This is a genomic window from Limnohabitans sp. TEGF003, from assembly GCF_055395455.1.
In genome coordinates this window covers 80,007-93,318 of the sequence record NZ_AP029225.1, presented here as the reverse complement: position 1 = coordinate 93,318, position 13,312 = coordinate 80,007, and the positions used below count along the sequence as shown (strand labels likewise).

General features: G+C 62.9%; 15 protein-coding genes. 7 read left to right on the top strand and 8 right to left on the bottom strand.

The window, feature by feature from the left end; genetic code table 11:
• Nucleotides 1-32: 32 nt before the first annotated feature.
• Entirely contained in the window at nucleotides 33-1,202 is a 1,170-nt protein-coding gene (locus ACZ5RT_RS00430; RefSeq protein WP_464453190.1) for an ATP-binding protein, read from the top strand.
• On the opposite strand, the gene ACZ5RT_RS00425 is transcribed toward ACZ5RT_RS00430, so the two are convergent.
• From ACZ5RT_RS00425 to ACZ5RT_RS00410, 4 genes are all read right to left on the bottom strand, one after another.
• On the bottom strand, nucleotides 1,189-2,436 hold the full coding sequence (locus ACZ5RT_RS00425) for an FIST signal transduction protein (protein WP_464453189.1): 1,248 nt from the start codon (nucleotides 2,434-2,436) through the stop codon (nucleotides 1,189-1,191). The genes ACZ5RT_RS00430 and ACZ5RT_RS00425 overlap by 14 nt on opposite strands.
• Before the next feature lie 7 nt (nucleotides 2,437-2,443).
• Nucleotides 2,444-3,271 carry a PhaM family polyhydroxyalkanoate granule multifunctional regulatory protein gene (locus tag ACZ5RT_RS00420; protein WP_464453188.1) on the bottom strand — a complete coding sequence of 276 codons (828 nt, stop codon included), beginning with the start codon at nucleotides 3,269-3,271 and terminating at the stop codon, nucleotides 2,444-2,446.
• A gap of 83 nt (nucleotides 3,272-3,354) precedes the next feature.
• Nucleotides 3,355-3,828, bottom strand: coding sequence for a copper chaperone PCu(A)C (locus tag ACZ5RT_RS00415; RefSeq protein ID WP_464453187.1), 474 nt, complete (start codon nucleotides 3,826-3,828; stop codon nucleotides 3,355-3,357).
• A gap of 129 nt (nucleotides 3,829-3,957) precedes the next feature.
• Nucleotides 3,958-4,320, bottom strand: coding sequence for a DUF2946 domain-containing protein (locus ACZ5RT_RS00410; protein WP_464453186.1), 363 nt, complete (start codon nucleotides 4,318-4,320; stop codon nucleotides 3,958-3,960).
• Nucleotides 4,321-4,447: 127 nt separating this feature from the next.
• On the opposite strand from ACZ5RT_RS00410, the gene ACZ5RT_RS00405 reads away from it, so the two are divergent.
• The 4 genes from ACZ5RT_RS00405 (at nucleotide 4,448) to ACZ5RT_RS00390 (ending at nucleotide 6,683) form a co-directional block, all read left to right on the top strand.
• Nucleotides 4,448-5,098, top strand: coding sequence for a glutathione S-transferase (locus ACZ5RT_RS00405; protein WP_291924363.1), 651 nt, complete (start codon nucleotides 4,448-4,450; stop codon nucleotides 5,096-5,098).
• 131 nt (nucleotides 5,099-5,229) lie between these two features.
• Complete coding sequence (locus ACZ5RT_RS00400) at nucleotides 5,230-5,601, top strand: TraR/DksA family transcriptional regulator (RefSeq protein ID WP_464453185.1); 372 nt, start codon at nucleotides 5,230-5,232, stop codon at nucleotides 5,599-5,601.
• Between the two features lie 63 nt (nucleotides 5,602-5,664).
• The gene (locus ACZ5RT_RS00395; RefSeq protein ID WP_464453184.1) at nucleotides 5,665-6,078 is read left to right on the top strand and encodes a VOC family protein; all 414 of its coding nucleotides are present in this window, start codon (nucleotides 5,665-5,667) and stop codon (nucleotides 6,076-6,078) included.
• 5 nt (nucleotides 6,079-6,083) lie between these two features.
• A complete protein-coding gene (locus tag ACZ5RT_RS00390) occupies nucleotides 6,084-6,683 on the top strand; it encodes a MarC family protein (protein WP_291924369.1) in 600 nt (199 codons plus the stop codon).
• Between the two features lie 18 nt (nucleotides 6,684-6,701).
• Here the strand turns inward: ACZ5RT_RS00390 and mrdA are convergent, their stop codons facing one another.
• The 4 genes from mrdA to ACZ5RT_RS00370 form a co-directional block, all read right to left on the bottom strand.
• Nucleotides 6,702-8,684, bottom strand: a complete 1,983-nt coding sequence (gene mrdA, locus ACZ5RT_RS00385; protein ID WP_464453183.1) for a penicillin-binding protein 2 — start codon at nucleotides 8,682-8,684, stop codon at nucleotides 6,702-6,704.
• Nucleotides 8,685-8,686: 2 nt separating this feature from the next.
• Nucleotides 8,687-9,208, bottom strand: coding sequence for a rod shape-determining protein MreD (mreD, locus tag ACZ5RT_RS00380; RefSeq protein ID WP_291924373.1), 522 nt, complete (start codon nucleotides 9,206-9,208; stop codon nucleotides 8,687-8,689).
• On the bottom strand, nucleotides 9,205-10,146 hold the full coding sequence (gene mreC, locus ACZ5RT_RS00375; RefSeq protein WP_464453182.1) for a rod shape-determining protein MreC: 942 nt from the start codon (nucleotides 10,144-10,146) through the stop codon (nucleotides 9,205-9,207). Before mreC ends, mreD begins: the two co-directional genes overlap by 4 nt.
• Before the next feature lie 72 nt (nucleotides 10,147-10,218).
• On the bottom strand, nucleotides 10,219-11,262 hold the full coding sequence (locus ACZ5RT_RS00370) for a rod shape-determining protein (RefSeq protein WP_090044524.1): 1,044 nt from the start codon (nucleotides 11,260-11,262) through the stop codon (nucleotides 10,219-10,221).
• 213 nt (nucleotides 11,263-11,475) lie between these two features.
• Between ACZ5RT_RS00370 and gatC the strand changes: the two genes are divergently transcribed.
• Together gatC and gatA are read left to right on the top strand one after the other, a co-directional pair.
• Nucleotides 11,476-11,775 (top strand): Asp-tRNA(Asn)/Glu-tRNA(Gln) amidotransferase subunit GatC, encoded by a 300-nt coding sequence (gatC, locus tag ACZ5RT_RS00365; RefSeq protein ID WP_108428244.1) that lies wholly within the window; start codon nucleotides 11,476-11,478, stop codon nucleotides 11,773-11,775.
• A gap of 3 nt (nucleotides 11,776-11,778) precedes the next feature.
• Nucleotides 11,779-13,242, top strand: coding sequence for an Asp-tRNA(Asn)/Glu-tRNA(Gln) amidotransferase subunit GatA (gene gatA / locus ACZ5RT_RS00360; protein ID WP_464453181.1), 1,464 nt, complete (start codon nucleotides 11,779-11,781; stop codon nucleotides 13,240-13,242).
• Nucleotides 13,243-13,312 lie beyond the last annotated feature (70 nt).

The window sequence follows — 13,312 nt, the reverse complement described above, 5'->3', positions numbered from 1 at the left end:
AAATCATGGAATGAAACTCCATAATTACAAGGATGTTTAAACGCCATTTGCAATCATTACTGGGTGAAGAACTCCAGTTTTCACCGGCTGTGGCCTTGCTCGGCCCGCGGCAGGTGGGCAAAACCACGCTGGCACTGGAAGTGGCGCGCACCATCCCGCACGTCTATCTCGACCTGGAATCGGACCGGGATCGCGGCAAGTTGGCCCAGGCCGAGTTGTATCTGGAAAGCCACCTGGACAAGCTGGTCATCCTGGACGAGGTGCACCGGGCGCCGGGCCTGTTTCCGGTGCTGCGCGGCTTGATTGACCAAGCCCGGCGCTCAGGCCGAGCATACGGGCAGTATTTGTTGCTGGGCTCCGCCAGCCTGGATGTGCTGCAGCAGTCAGGCGAAACACTGGCCGGTCGCATCGCTTATCTGGAGCTGGGGCCTTTGAATGTCCTGGAAACAGGCCAAAGCGCCATGGATGAGCTGTGGTTGCGGGGTGGTTTTCCGCCAAGTCTGACGGCCCCCTCAGATGCCCGTAGCCTGCGCTGGCGAGATAACTTCATCCGCACCTATCTGGAACGCGACATTCCGCAATTCGGGCCGCGCATCGCTGCCGAAACATTGCGCCGCTTCTGGACCATGCTGGCCCACCACCAAGGCGGCCTGCTCAACGTGGCCCAACTGGCGCGCAACCTGGGTGTGGATGTCAAAACCGCACAAAGCTACATTGACCTCTTGTGTGACTTGCTGCTGGTGCGCAGGCTCGCCCCTTGGCACACCAACACCGGCAAGCGCTTGGTCAAGGCTCCCAAGGTGTATGTGCGCGACAGTGGTCTGGTGCATGCGCTGCTGAACATCGAATCCAAAGAAAGCCTGCTTTCGCACATGGTGGTGGGTGCCAGCTGGGAGGGGTTTTGCATTGAAACCCTGCTGGCCTGTGCGCCTGCGGGCGTGACGGGCCACTTTTACAGAACCAGCGGGGGCGCAGAAATTGATTTGCTGCTGGCCTGGCCAGGTGGTGAACTCTGGGCCATCGAGATCAAACGCAGCAGCGCCCCCAAAGTGGAGCGCGGTTTCAACAGCGCCTGCGATGACTTAAAACCCAGTCAAAAATGGGTGGTCTACCCGGGCCAGGAAACCTACCCACTCACCACAGACATTCAAGCCATTTCATTGCACGGCCTGTGCGAGAAGCTCGCCCTCAATCGGTCGTGAACACCGTCAACACCCCGGTGTAACCGTACAACTGCTTGCGGGCAATTTCGCCTGCCGCAAAAAACCCGACCAAAGGCACATCGCCCAAAGCATGCCGAATGATCTGCATCTCGGCACTCGGCCCGCCAAAGTGCGGACCGCCGCGCCCGGTGCAGCTCACATACACCGCGCCCGCGATGCGCTGGCCCGCTTGAGGCACCGTGGGCACCGGGTCGTCGCTCAGGGCATTGATCGCCTCAATGGACAGCATCTCGGGCTCCAGGGCTTCGCGGATTTCGGCGCACACGCGCACCAAATCAGCACGCGCGGCCTGCACATCGCGGCGGCAAAACGTCAAGCGCATGCCCGGTTCCAGGTGCTCGGCAATCGCCACGCCTTGGCGCAAAGGGTCCAGGCCAATGATGTGGCGCACCCGCACGTCGCTGCCCAAGTTGCCCGCACGGCCCACGCCCGACTGCCCGGCGGCACTCAAGCCCACCAGGGTGGAGCGCACCACCGCAATGGCTTTTTGTGGCTCGCTCAGGCTGATGTCCAGATCGGCCAGCATCACATCCAGCGCGGGCTCACCTGCCAGTTGGAGCACCACATGGCCATCGGCTTCGGTGATTTCGCGCTCCGGGGCCACGGGTTGGCAGCCTTGCGTCACGCGTGACAACAAGGCCACCTCGGGCGAGAACGCCACGCCACTCAAACCGCCTTCGAGCACACCACCGTGTGCATTGGCCCCCCCTGCGTCTTCAGCCCGCAGCGCAAACTGCACACTGCGTGTGCGGCTGGCGCTCAGGCCGCCAAACAAATAGCCCTGCCGGGTGCGGGCTGCCATCTCGCTGATCAAGTCGGCCAAATCGGGCGTGTGCGAGTCCGCGTGCACCAAGGCCGCATCGGCCCAGCCCGCAGGCAAGGACGACACGCCAGAGAACACCCGGTATTGCTCAGGCGTCAGGTCGCACAGCATGAGCGCCATGGCGGGCTCGTCAAAGTACTCGGCGTTGCTCACCGCCACGCCAATGCCCACCGTGCCCGCCCAGTCGGGCACCTCGGGCAAAGCCTGGCGCAAATGGTCCAGCAGCGCTTGCGCCTCGGGCGCGTAATGGTCGGTGATGTAGAGCAGCCCCAATTTCGGATGACGGGCGTACTCCGGCAGTTCCATCTGAGCACGCAGCTGCGCCAGCACCAGGCCTGCGGCCATGCGCCACTGCGGGTGGGTGGCGTGGCCACAAGGAAACAGCTTCATGGGCGCTTCACTTCTTGGTGGCTTTGCGGGCAGCAGTCTGGCTGGCCGTGCGAGCGGCCTTGGCAGGCGCCGCTTTGGCGCCCTGCCGCTTGACCGCTGCCCCACGGGCTGCTGGCTTGGCCCGGGTGGTTTTGGTCGCCGCCGATTTGCGGGCGGCCGGGGCTTTCGCCGAGGAGGCGGCTTGGGCCGCCATGCCGGCCTTCATGGCTTCGCCCGCCACGTCCTTCAAGGCCGCTGCGGCAATGCCCTGAAACTGCTGCGTCAATGCACCCCACCACTGCATCGGGTCCACCGCGGGCTTGGCCGCTTCGCTGGCAGACCCGCTTTCCGCCTTGTCGGCCGACGGGTCCGCTGCAGCCTGGGCCGTCGCATCGGCGCTCGATGCCGACGCCTGCGGTGTGGCCGGCTCGGTTTCAGCGTGGGGAGCGGGCTTGGGGGTGAACAAGGAGGTCCTGGGTTTGTCTGCAGCGCTGGCCGCAGCGGCTGCAGGCGCGGCTTCCGGCGTCGGGGGCTTGGCCGTGAACGCCTTGGCCAGATCGGCCATGTTCACATTCATGCTTTGCAAGGTGGTCAAGGTCATTTTTTGCACCTCCATCGCCTGGATGGTGGCCTTGAGCGCCGTGGTGTTTTGCTCCAGCCAGAACAGCACCGACTTCAGCTCCTGAATGCGCTTGTCGATCTCTTCGATGCTGAGCGTGGGCGCCACCCAGCTGGCCATCCCAGGCATGCCCGCAGCCGCCGCAGGCTGGGCCTGCGCAGCGGTTTTGGACAGGTTTTGCAAAAAGTCAAAGCCCGGCACAAATTGGCCAAAGCCGAAGGCGGAAGTGTCGCTCATGGCTGCTCCTTGAAAAGTGGTCTGCAAAGCTTACCTGAAGACGCTTTCAAAGCACATGCGTTCCTGCACGAGCACCCGCTCACTCAATGTTTGTGCTTGTGGGCATGCCCGTCGTCATGCTTCATGGCCGCAGCTGCAGCAGCGCGAGCAAAGGCTTGGATGTCGAGGGTCTGGCGCTTGCCGTCCTGGCCTTCGACCACCAGGGTCACGGGCACCGTATCACCGTCTTTGATCTGGCCCTTCAGGTCCATCAGCATGACGTGGTAGCTGCCCGGCTTGAGGTCTACCGCTTTGCCCGCGGGCAAGGCCAGCTTGGGCACCGCGCGCATTTTCATGACGCCGCCATCCATGCGCATTTCGTGCACTTCCACCACACCCGCCACGGGGGACTGGGCCGAAATCAACTGGGCGTCTTGCGCCGACAGCAACTGCATGAAAGCACCTGTGGCTTTTTGCTGGGCCACCGTGGCACGGACCCAGGCGTCTTTGACGGTCACCTGGGCCGATGCAGCAAAAGACAAAACAAGAACAGACAAAGACAAAACGAAACGGAACATGGATCACTCCTGAAAATGGGTCATCAATCGGTCAAGCCGAAGGGGCTGGCAGACACCGTGGTCTCACCAGCAAAGAACAGCGCAAGCTCAAACCTCAGGTCCGAGGTCAAGCCCTGAGGCACAAGGGCATCAGGCCCCAAAAGCGGGGGGTGCGCGGGCTTGCCAGGGCTGCTGCGGCCGACTGGCCAAGCGCGCCGTCGATGGCGAGGGCAACACATGCGGCGCGGCGCCCCAGGACCACTCGGTCACCGCCAATGCGGCGGCGGGTCCCATCAAGGGCAAACAAGCGGGGCAGTCAAGCCAAGCATGCGTCAAGGGCGCGGACGCGTCGTCTGCGCCGACCTGCACCATCTTGATGCTGCCGGTGGCGGTGCACACCAGCTGCGAAGCCTCGGGTTTGACCCAAGGCGATGCCACCGAGGCCCCCATGAACAACATCCACCAAACCAGCACACAGCGGGCGAGTGAATGGGCGTTGTGAAGGGATGACATGAGGCCAGATTATGGCGCAGCAGACCATGCCCGCACGCGACGCGCGCAGCTGGTCAACTTGGCGACGCGTCAATCGGCTGTGGCCCATTACGCTGGGACATTTCAACACCCTCACGAGGAGACCCCCATGCTCACACTCTGCGGCTTTTCGGCCAGCAACTACTACAACAAAGTCAAATTTGCCCTGCTCGAAAAAGGTGTGCCCTTCACCGAAGAGCTGGCCTGGGTGGGCCAGACCGATCCGGCGGCTAGCCCCTTGGGCAAGGTGCCCTACCTCAAGACCGCACAAGGCACGTTGTGCGAGTCGGGCGTGATCATGGAGTACATCGAAGACCAATACCCACAGCACCCCTTGCTGCCCGCCGACCCGTTTGCGGCGGCCAAGGTGCGTGAACTGGTGACCTTTCTGGAGCTGCACCTAGAACTGGTAGCGCGCAACCTCTACCCGCAAGCCTTTTTTGGCGGGCAGATCAGCGACAGCGCCAAAGAAAAAACGGGTGCCCAACTTGAAAAGAACGTGGCGGCGTTCGCGCAACTCGCCAAGTTCAACCCCTACATGCTCGGCGACAGCCTGAGCTTGGCCGACTGTGCGGCGGTGGTCCATCTGCCGCTGGTGTCGGCGGCCACCAAAATCGTTTACGGCCGCGACTTCTTGGCCGATCTGCCCGTGCGCGATTACCTCAAGCGCATGGGCGAACGCCCCACCCTGCAACAAGTCAACGCCGACCGCAAAGCCAACACCGAACTGATGATGGCCCGCGCCAAAGCCAAAGCCTGACCCAGCGGAAGGCACCTCCACGCGCCTTCCGATTGATGCAGGTCAAATGCGGCGAGCCCATGCCCAGCCAGCCCCCGCATGGTTGACCTGCATCAACAAGCGTCCTGCATCCGAGGCTCATGATGAATTTCATGAGCACATCCACATCTTCCCCTCACGACATTTACAAGGCCCAGCTGATCGAGGCCCGGTCGCAGCTGCTGGCACGCATCGCCTTCGAACGCGGCGGCGTGGTGTCGCGCGCCGACATGGCCGCTGAGCACTTTGACAACAGCTTTCAGTCGCGTGCCCAGATCCGCTCCGAGCGGGAAACCGAGTTCGCCATGAACGAACACGAAACCGCCGAGCTCGGCGACATCGACGCCGCGCTGGAGCGCATTCAGGTCGGCACTTACGGGCAATGCACCGACTGCGGCGTGACCATTGCGCCTGCACGCCTGAACGCTTACCCCACCGCTAAACGCTGCCTCGATTGCCAGACTGTGGCCGAACTGCGCCGCTGAAACAGCTGCACTGCGGGTTCTTCCCGCTGTTCCAGCCGCTGGCGGGCTGATATGCTTTGACGCATGCACAGCCTGTTCCATTTCGCTTTTCACGTCACCAACCTCGACGAAGCCCGCCGTTTTTATGGCGGCGTGCTCGGTTGCCAAGAGGGTCGCTCTACCGACACCTGGGTGGACTTTGACTTTTTCACGCACCAGATTTCCCTGCACCTGGGCGAGCCCTTCAAGACCAGCCTGACGGGCCATGTCGGCGACCATTTGGTGCCGATGCCGCATTTCGGTCTGGTCTTGCAAAAAGACGACTGGCAAGCGCTGGCCGACCGCCTGCAAGCGGCCCGCATGCCATTTGTGGTCGAACCCCATCTGCGTTTTGCAGGCCTTGCGGGCGAGCAATGGACCATGTTCTTCATGGACCCGTTTGGCAACCCGATCGAGGTCAAAGGCTTTGCCGACCTGAGCACGGTGTACGCGAGCTGATGGGCATGGAGCACACCTTTGCTTCGGCCACCATCTTGCTGCTGCTGATCACCGACCCGCTGGGCAACATCCCGATTTTTGTCAACAGCTTGCGGGCTGTCCCACCCGAGCGTCGTGCACGCGTCATCGTGCGCGAGGTCTTGATCGCTTTTGGTTTGCTGCTGGCCTTCATGTTTGTCGGCCAGTCGTTCTTGAAGGCCATGAGCCTGTCGGACGTGTCCTTGCAAATCGGCGGCGCGGTGGTGCTGTTCTTGATCGCCCTGCGCATGATCTTTCCGCCACCACCGCAGGACTCGCCCGTGCCGGTGGCCGAGCCCTTGATCGTGCCTTTGGCCATTCCCGCGCTGGCGGGTCCATCGGCCATGGCCACCGTGCTGCTGCTGGTCAGCCAAGCCCCCGAACGTCGGCTGGAGTGGGTCGCGGCGCTCACGGTGACCATGTTGGTGTGCGCCGTGGTGCTGCTGCTGGCCGAGCGTTTGCAGCGTGTGGTGGGTTTGCGCGTGGTCTCGGCCTTTGAGCGTTTGATGGGCCTGATTCTGGTGTCCATCTCGGTGGAGATGCTGATCCGGGGCCTGAAGTCACTGGCGCAAAGCTGGCCACACTGAGGCGCCTGCGGCCTGGCCTCAATTGGCCGAATTGAGCCTTCGGCTTTCCAGAGGCACGTCCTGTTTGGCGCGTGGCTTGCCGATCGGGGCGGCCGACTGGCCTTTTTGCGTGGCCGCCATGTCTTCTTCGCTGGGGTATTGCCCCAGCAGCCAATAGTCAAACACACGCCGGGCGATGGGGGCGGCTGAAGCCGCACCAAAACCCGCGTTTTCCACCACCACCGCCACCGCAATCTGCGGCTTTTCAACGGGCGCGTAGGCCATGTACAAAGCATGGTCACGCTGGTATTCGGACAAGTTGGCCGCGTTGTACTTTTCCTTTTGGCCAATGGTCACGGCCTGGGCCGTGCCCGTTTTGCCCGCGCTGGTGTAGGCCGCTCCGGCAAACACGCGGGCCGAAGTGCCTGAGGTCACCACCCCCGTGAGCCCGTTGCGGATGACCTCCATGTGCTCGGGCTTAAAGCCCAGGTTCACCGGCTCGGTCGTATTGACCCGCGTCTGGGCGTGCGTCAAGGCGTCTTGCGTGGCCGTGACCACCCGGGGCTTGAACTGCAGCCCGCCGCTGGCCAGCGTGGCCGTGGCCGAGGCCAGTTGCAACATGGTGAAGGTGTTGTAACCCTGCCCAATGCCCAGCGAAATGGTTTCGCCGCCGTACCACTTCTTTTGCTCGGGCTTTTTGTAATAGTTCCGCTTCCACTCGGTGCTGGGCAAGATGCCACGCACTTCGCCCGGCAAGTCGATGCCCGTAATTTGGCCAAAGCCCAGCGGCTTCATGAAGTCATGGATGGCGTCCACCCCCATCTCGTTGGCCAGCGAGTAGTAATAGACATTGCTGGACAGCGCGATCGAACGCACCATGTCCACAGGCCCAAGCCCCGTGTCGCCATGGCTGCGGAAAGTGTGGCCGCCATAGGTCCACGAGCCGGCATCGTGGATGATGGTCGTGGCACTGCGTTTGCCCGTGGCCAGAGCGGCCATGGCCATGAAAGGCTTGTAGGTGGAACCCGGTGGGTAGGTGCCACGCAAGGCACGGTTCAGCAAGGGCTTGTCGATCGACTCGTTGAGCATTTGCCAGTTCTCGACATCGATGCCGTCGACAAACAAATTGGGGTCGAACGTGGGCTTGCTGACAAACGCCAACACCTCCCCGGTGTTCGGGTCGAGCGCGACCAGCGCGCCACGGCGGGTGCCAAACAGGTCCTCCACCATTTTCTGCAACTGGATGTCGATCGACAAAACCACGTTCTGGCCGGGTGTGGCCAGACGGCTGGACAGGCTGCGGGTGGCCCGCCCGCCCGCCGAGGTCTCGACCCGGTTCACCCCCGTGATGCCATGCAGCTCGCGCTCGTAGCGTTGCTCCACGCCCAATTTGCCGATGTATTCGGTGCCCCGGTAATTGCCTGCATCGTCTTCTTCTTCGATGCGCTCTTTTTCTTTGGCGTTGATGCGGCCGATGTAGCCGATCACATGGCTGGCCAATTCGCCGTAAGGGTATTGCCGGAACAATCGGGCCTTGATGTCCACCCCCGGGAAACGGTAGCGCTGGGCGCTGAAACGCGCCACCTCTTCGTCACTCAAGCGGGTGCGGATCGGCAAGGAGTCAAAGCTGCGCGCGTCTTCGCGCAAACGCCTGAACCTGCGGCGGTCTTTGCCCTGAATCTCCACCACCTCGGCCAGAGCGTCGATCGTGGCCTCCAGGTCAGGCACCTGCGACGGTGTGATTTCGAGGGTGTAGGCCGAGTAATTGCTGGCCAGCACCACGCCGTTGCGGTCCAGGATGGTGCCGCGGGGCGGCACCGTCGGGATCACGGCCGTGCGGTTGCTTTCGGCTTGTTCGTGCAAGTCTTCATGGCGCACGATCTGCAAATAAGACAGACGGGCCACCAGCAACAAAAAACACACCAGTACAAACACCTGCGCCACCGCCACCCGGGCGCGGAATCTTTGCAATTCGGCCTGGCTGTCACGCAACTCGGCAAGGGAAGGCAGCCTGAGCGACATGGTCAAAGGGGGCGGATGTTGTCGGGGTCAAACGCACGCCGCTGTGGCGCCAGCAAGACCGCACCGACCAAGGGCCACAGGGCGGCCTGCAAGAACGGCGCCAGCAATTGGCTCCAGTGCGGCCAGGCATCGTGAACGATCAGTCGGGTGGCCCACTCCAGCAGGGCCGCCACCAAAAACAAGGGCACGATCTGCAGGGCTTGCTCGCGCAGGGGGAACCACAACAGGCGGCGCTGAACGGCCAGCGCCATGCTGCTGAGCACCACATAAGACAAGGCGTTCTGCCCCAGCAAAGCCGACTCGTGCACATCCAGCGCCAGGCCGAGCACAAACGCCAAAACCACGCCCACACGCCGTGGCTGGTACACATTCCAGAACACCACCACGATGGCCAGCACATCGGGCAGCCAGCGCCAGCCGACCAGGCCCAGCAACATGTTCAGCAGCAAGCCCACCACCACCGTCAAGGCGATGAAGCGGGGGTTGGCAGGCAAGAGCAGGGGACGCCCTGCGGGCATGATCATGGCTTGCCTCCTGATGCTGAAGGGGCCACCGCACGGCCTTTGCCGCTGCGCTTGGGCTCTGGTGCAGCCGCTGGCAATGTAGGCCAATCTTTCACAGGCATCAACACCAGCAAATGCCGCCCTCGTGGTTTGGCCGACGGGGTGGCATGCACCCGGGCAAACGAGGAATCCACACGGCGGTCAATCTGGCTGACTTGTCCCACGTGCAAGCCCGGGGGGTAGACGCCATCAATGCCACTGGTGGTGAGCAAATCACCTTGCTTGACGTCGGTCCCTGAAGGCACGAACTTCAACTCCAGTGCGCCACCCGCTATGCCGGGGTTGCCCACGGCCACATGGCGGCTGCCAGTGCGGGCGTTCATGACCGGGATGCTCTGGTCACGGTCGGTCAGCAGCGTTACTTCGCTGACCAAAGGGTAAACGCGCGTGACCTGGCCCACCACACCGCCCACATCGATGACGGCCGAGCCTTGCACAATGCCCGCCACTTGCCCGCGGTCGACCACGATGCGGTCGGTGTAGGGGTCTGCTGTGTCGTAGAGCACTTCAACGGCCTTGGATGGTCCGGCCATTTGCTCGCGCAAATCCAGCAGCTCGCGCAACTGGGCGTTTTCCTGGGTCAGCTGCTCCACTTGTTGCAGCCGCCGAGCCTGTGCGATGGTGCGGGTCTGGAAGCTTTGCGCCGCGTCCTGGGCCGCCTCGAGATCACTGAAGTATTGGCCCAAACCGCTGACCGCGCGCACGGGCTGGAGTGCGATCCATTGCAAAGGGGCCAACACCACGGCGATGCCCGAGCGCAAGGGTTGCGAGATCTGGAAACGGTGGTCCGAAGCCATCAACAAAATGGACAACAAGGACAGCAACACCAGTTTGGAGGTCGCAGACAGACCCTGCCGAAAGATCGGCGGGGCACTGCGTTCGAGGGTATCCAGAGCCATGAATGTGTTGCGCCGGATTCAGGTGAGGAAAAGCGAGTTCGTTGACCGATGGCCGACAGCCCGAAGCAAACCTTATTCGCTGGTGAAAATGCTGCCCAGCTGGTCCATGCGCTCGAGCGCCATGCCGCAACCACGGGCCACGCAGGTCAGCGGGTCTTCGGCCACCAGCACGGGCAGGCCGGTTTCTTCGGCCAGCAAGCGGTCCAGATCGCGCAGCAAAGCGCCGCCGCCCGTGAGCATCATGCCGCGCTCGGCGATGTCGGCACCCAGCTCGGGCGGGGTGTGTTCCAGCGCGGTCTTGACGGCCGAGACGATCTGGTTGAGCGGATCGGTCAGGGCTTCGAGGATTTCGTTGGAGCTGATGGTGAAGCTGCGTGGCACGCCTTCGGACAGGTTGCGGCCCTTGACTTCCATCTCCTTGACTTCGCTGCCGGGGAAAGCCGAACCGATGGTCTTTTTGATGGCTTCGGCGGTGGGCTCACCGATCAGCATGCCGTAGTTGCGGCGGATGTAGCTGATGATGGCTTCGTCAAATTTGTCGCCACCCACGCGCACGCTGCCTTTGTAGACCATGCCGCCCAGCGAGATCACGCCCACCTCGGTGGTGCCGCCGCCGATGTCGACCACCATGGAGCCGGAAGCGGCCGACACGGGCAAGCCCGCGCCAATGGCTGCGGCCATGGGTTCTTCGATCAGGTAGACCTCGGATGCACCTGCGCCCAGCGCCGATTCGCGGATGGCTCGGCGCTCGACCTGGGTCGAGCCGCAAGGCACGCAAATGATGATGCGGGGGCTGGGGCGAAAGGTGCTGCGGGGGTGCACCATGCGGATGAACTGCTTGAGCATCTGCTCGGTCACGGTGAAGTCGGCAATCACGCCGTCCTTCATGGGGCGAATCGCTTCGATGTTACCGGGCACTTTGCCCAGCATGGCCTTGGCTTCGTGACCGACGGCTTGCAGGGTTTTCTTGCCCTGAGGGCCGCCTTCGTGGCGAATGGCCACCACCGAAGGCTCGTCGAGCACGATGCCCTTGTCACGCACAAAAATCAGGGTGTTGGCGGTGCCCAGGTCAATGGCCAGATCGCTGGAAAAATAACGGCGGAAAGAGGAAAACATTCGGGGGTCCTTTGACGCGCCATACACCAAGCGCATGGGTGGCAGTGCTGGGGCAAGCGCGGCTGTCAAATCAGGGGTGTCGTCAGGGCGGGCTCAGAGACGGCGCAGTGAGCGGCACCAAACGCAGGATAATACCCGATCCCCCGGTAAAACAGCTGCGCAGCAGCCCCGTTTGGGCCGGAAAAACACGTCCTTTACAACTCTTTTCAAACCATGTCCCTGACCCCGCAGGATATTGCCCGGATCGCCAATCTGGCCCGGCTGGAGCTCAAGCCCGACGAAAGCGAGCGCATGCTCACTCAGATCAACGGCTTCTTTGGCATCGTCGAAGCCATGCAGGCGGTGGACACCACCGGCATCACCCCCATGGCCCACCCCGTGGCCGCCATCCAGGACATCACGCTGCGCCTGCGCCCCGACGTGGCCAGCGAGCCCAACCAACGCGATCTGAACCAGCAAAGCGCCCCGGCCGTCGAGCGCGGCCTGTTCCTGGTCCCCAAAGTCATCGAGTAAGCCATGAGTGACCTGCACAACCTCAGCGTGAAAGCGCTGGCCACCCTTTTACAGTCCAAAGAAGTCAGCGCCGTCGAGGTCGCGACGCGCTTTCTGGCCCGCATGGGCGGCAACCCTCACAACGCCTTTCTGGACATCGACAGCGAAGTGACGCTGGCCCAGGCTCGCGCCTCGGACGCCAAACTGGCCGACGGCACAGCTGGCCCGCTCGAAGGCGTGCCCGTGGCGCACAAAGACGTGTTCGTCACCCGAGATTTCGACACCACCGCGGGCTCCAAAATGCTCAGCGGCTACCGCTCACCCTTTGACGCCACCGTGGTGCAGCGCCTGCGCACGGCGGGCATGGTCACTTTGGGCAAGCTCAATTGCGACGAATTTGCCATGGGCTCGGCCAACGAAAACTCGGCATACGGCCCGGTACAAAATCCCTGGGACACAGCCCGCGTGCCCGGCGGTTCATCGGGCGGCAGCGCCGCCGCTGTGGCCGCTGGCCTGGCCCCCGCAGCGACGGGCACCGACACGGGCGGCTCGATCCGCCAGCCTGCCAGTTTTTGCGGCATCACCGGCATCAAACCCACCTATGGCCGCGCCAGCCGTTACGGCATGATCGCCTACGCCTCCAGCCTCGACCAGGCCGGGCCCATGGCCCGCAGCGCCGAAGACTGCGCCCTGCTCTTGAGCGCCATGTGCGGCGGCGACATCGACCGCGACTCGACCTCGCTGGACATGCCGACCGAAGACTTTTCGGCATCGCTCAACAATTCCCTAGAAGGTGTGCGCATTGGCATTCCCAAAGAGTTTTTTGGCGAAGGCCTGGCGGCCGATGTGCGCGCTGCAGTAGACGGCGCTTTGCGCGAGTATGAAAAGCTGGGCGCCAAGCTGGTGCCCATCAGCCTGCCACGCACCGAACTGTCCATTCCGGTCTACTACATCATTGCCCCGGCCGAAGCCAGTTCCAACCTCAGCCGCTTTGACGGCGTGAAGTTTGGCCACCGCGCCAAGGACTACACCGACCTGGTGGACATGTACAAAAAGACCCGCGCTGAAGGCTTTGGCAACGAGGTCAAACGCCGCATCATGACGGGCGCTTATGTGTTGAGCCACGGTTATTACGACGCCTACTACCTGCAGGCCCAAAAAATCCGCCGCATGATCGCCGACGACTTCCAGAATGCGTTCAAGCAGTGCGACGTGATCGCTGGCCCCGTGGCCCCTTCGGTGGCCTGGAAGTTTGGCGAGAACGCCAACGACCCGGTGGCCGACTATTTGGCCGACATCTTCACCCTGCCCGCCTCACTGGCCGGTCTGCCCGGCATGAGCGTGCCCGCAGGCTTTGGCGCGGGCGGCATGCCCGTCGGCCTGCAGCTGATCGGCAACTACTTCAAGGAAGCCCAGCTGCTGAACGCCGCACACCGCCTGCAACAAGCGACCGATTTCCACCTCCGCCAACCGGAGGGCCTTCAGTGAACCCAGGTTTTTGTGGGAGCGAGCCCCTGCTCGCGAATGCTTTGGCCGCAGAGGCGGCCTCCCACAACTT

Excerpts from the sequence above, each read along its gene's own strand:
- ACZ5RT_RS00370 (WP_090044524.1), bottom strand. The coding sequence starts at position 11,262 with ATGTTTTCCTCTTTCCGCCGTTATTTTTCCAGCGATCTGGCCATTGAC.
- ACZ5RT_RS00430 (WP_464453190.1), top strand. The coding sequence starts at position 33 with ATGTTTAAACGCCATTTGCAATCATTACTGGGTGAAGAACTCCAGTTT.
- mreC (WP_464453182.1), bottom strand. The coding sequence starts at position 10,146 with ATGGCTCTGGATACCCTCGAACGCAGTGCCCCGCCGATCTTTCGGCAG.
- ACZ5RT_RS00395 (WP_464453184.1), top strand. The coding sequence starts at position 5,665 with ATGCACAGCCTGTTCCATTTCGCTTTTCACGTCACCAACCTCGACGAA.
- mreD (WP_291924373.1), bottom strand. The coding sequence starts at position 9,208 with ATGATCATGCCCGCAGGGCGTCCCCTGCTCTTGCCTGCCAACCCCCGC.
- ACZ5RT_RS00390 (WP_291924369.1), top strand. The coding sequence starts at position 6,084 with ATGGAGCACACCTTTGCTTCGGCCACCATCTTGCTGCTGCTGATCACC.
- ACZ5RT_RS00410 (WP_464453186.1), bottom strand. The coding sequence starts at position 4,320 with ATGTCATCCCTTCACAACGCCCATTCACTCGCCCGCTGTGTGCTGGTT.
- ACZ5RT_RS00400 (WP_464453185.1), top strand. The coding sequence starts at position 5,230 with ATGAGCACATCCACATCTTCCCCTCACGACATTTACAAGGCCCAGCTG.
- ACZ5RT_RS00425 (WP_464453189.1), bottom strand. The coding sequence starts at position 2,436 with ATGAAGCTGTTTCCTTGTGGCCACGCCACCCACCCGCAGTGGCGCATG.
- ACZ5RT_RS00405 (WP_291924363.1), top strand. The coding sequence starts at position 4,448 with ATGCTCACACTCTGCGGCTTTTCGGCCAGCAACTACTACAACAAAGTC.
- ACZ5RT_RS00415 (WP_464453187.1), bottom strand. The coding sequence starts at position 3,828 with ATGTTCCGTTTCGTTTTGTCTTTGTCTGTTCTTGTTTTGTCTTTTGCT.
- ACZ5RT_RS00420 (WP_464453188.1), bottom strand. The coding sequence starts at position 3,271 with ATGAGCGACACTTCCGCCTTCGGCTTTGGCCAATTTGTGCCGGGCTTT.
- mrdA (WP_464453183.1), bottom strand. The coding sequence starts at position 8,684 with ATGTCGCTCAGGCTGCCTTCCCTTGCCGAGTTGCGTGACAGCCAGGCC.
- gatC (WP_108428244.1), top strand. The coding sequence starts at position 11,476 with ATGTCCCTGACCCCGCAGGATATTGCCCGGATCGCCAATCTGGCCCGG.
- gatA (WP_464453181.1), top strand. The coding sequence starts at position 11,779 with ATGAGTGACCTGCACAACCTCAGCGTGAAAGCGCTGGCCACCCTTTTA.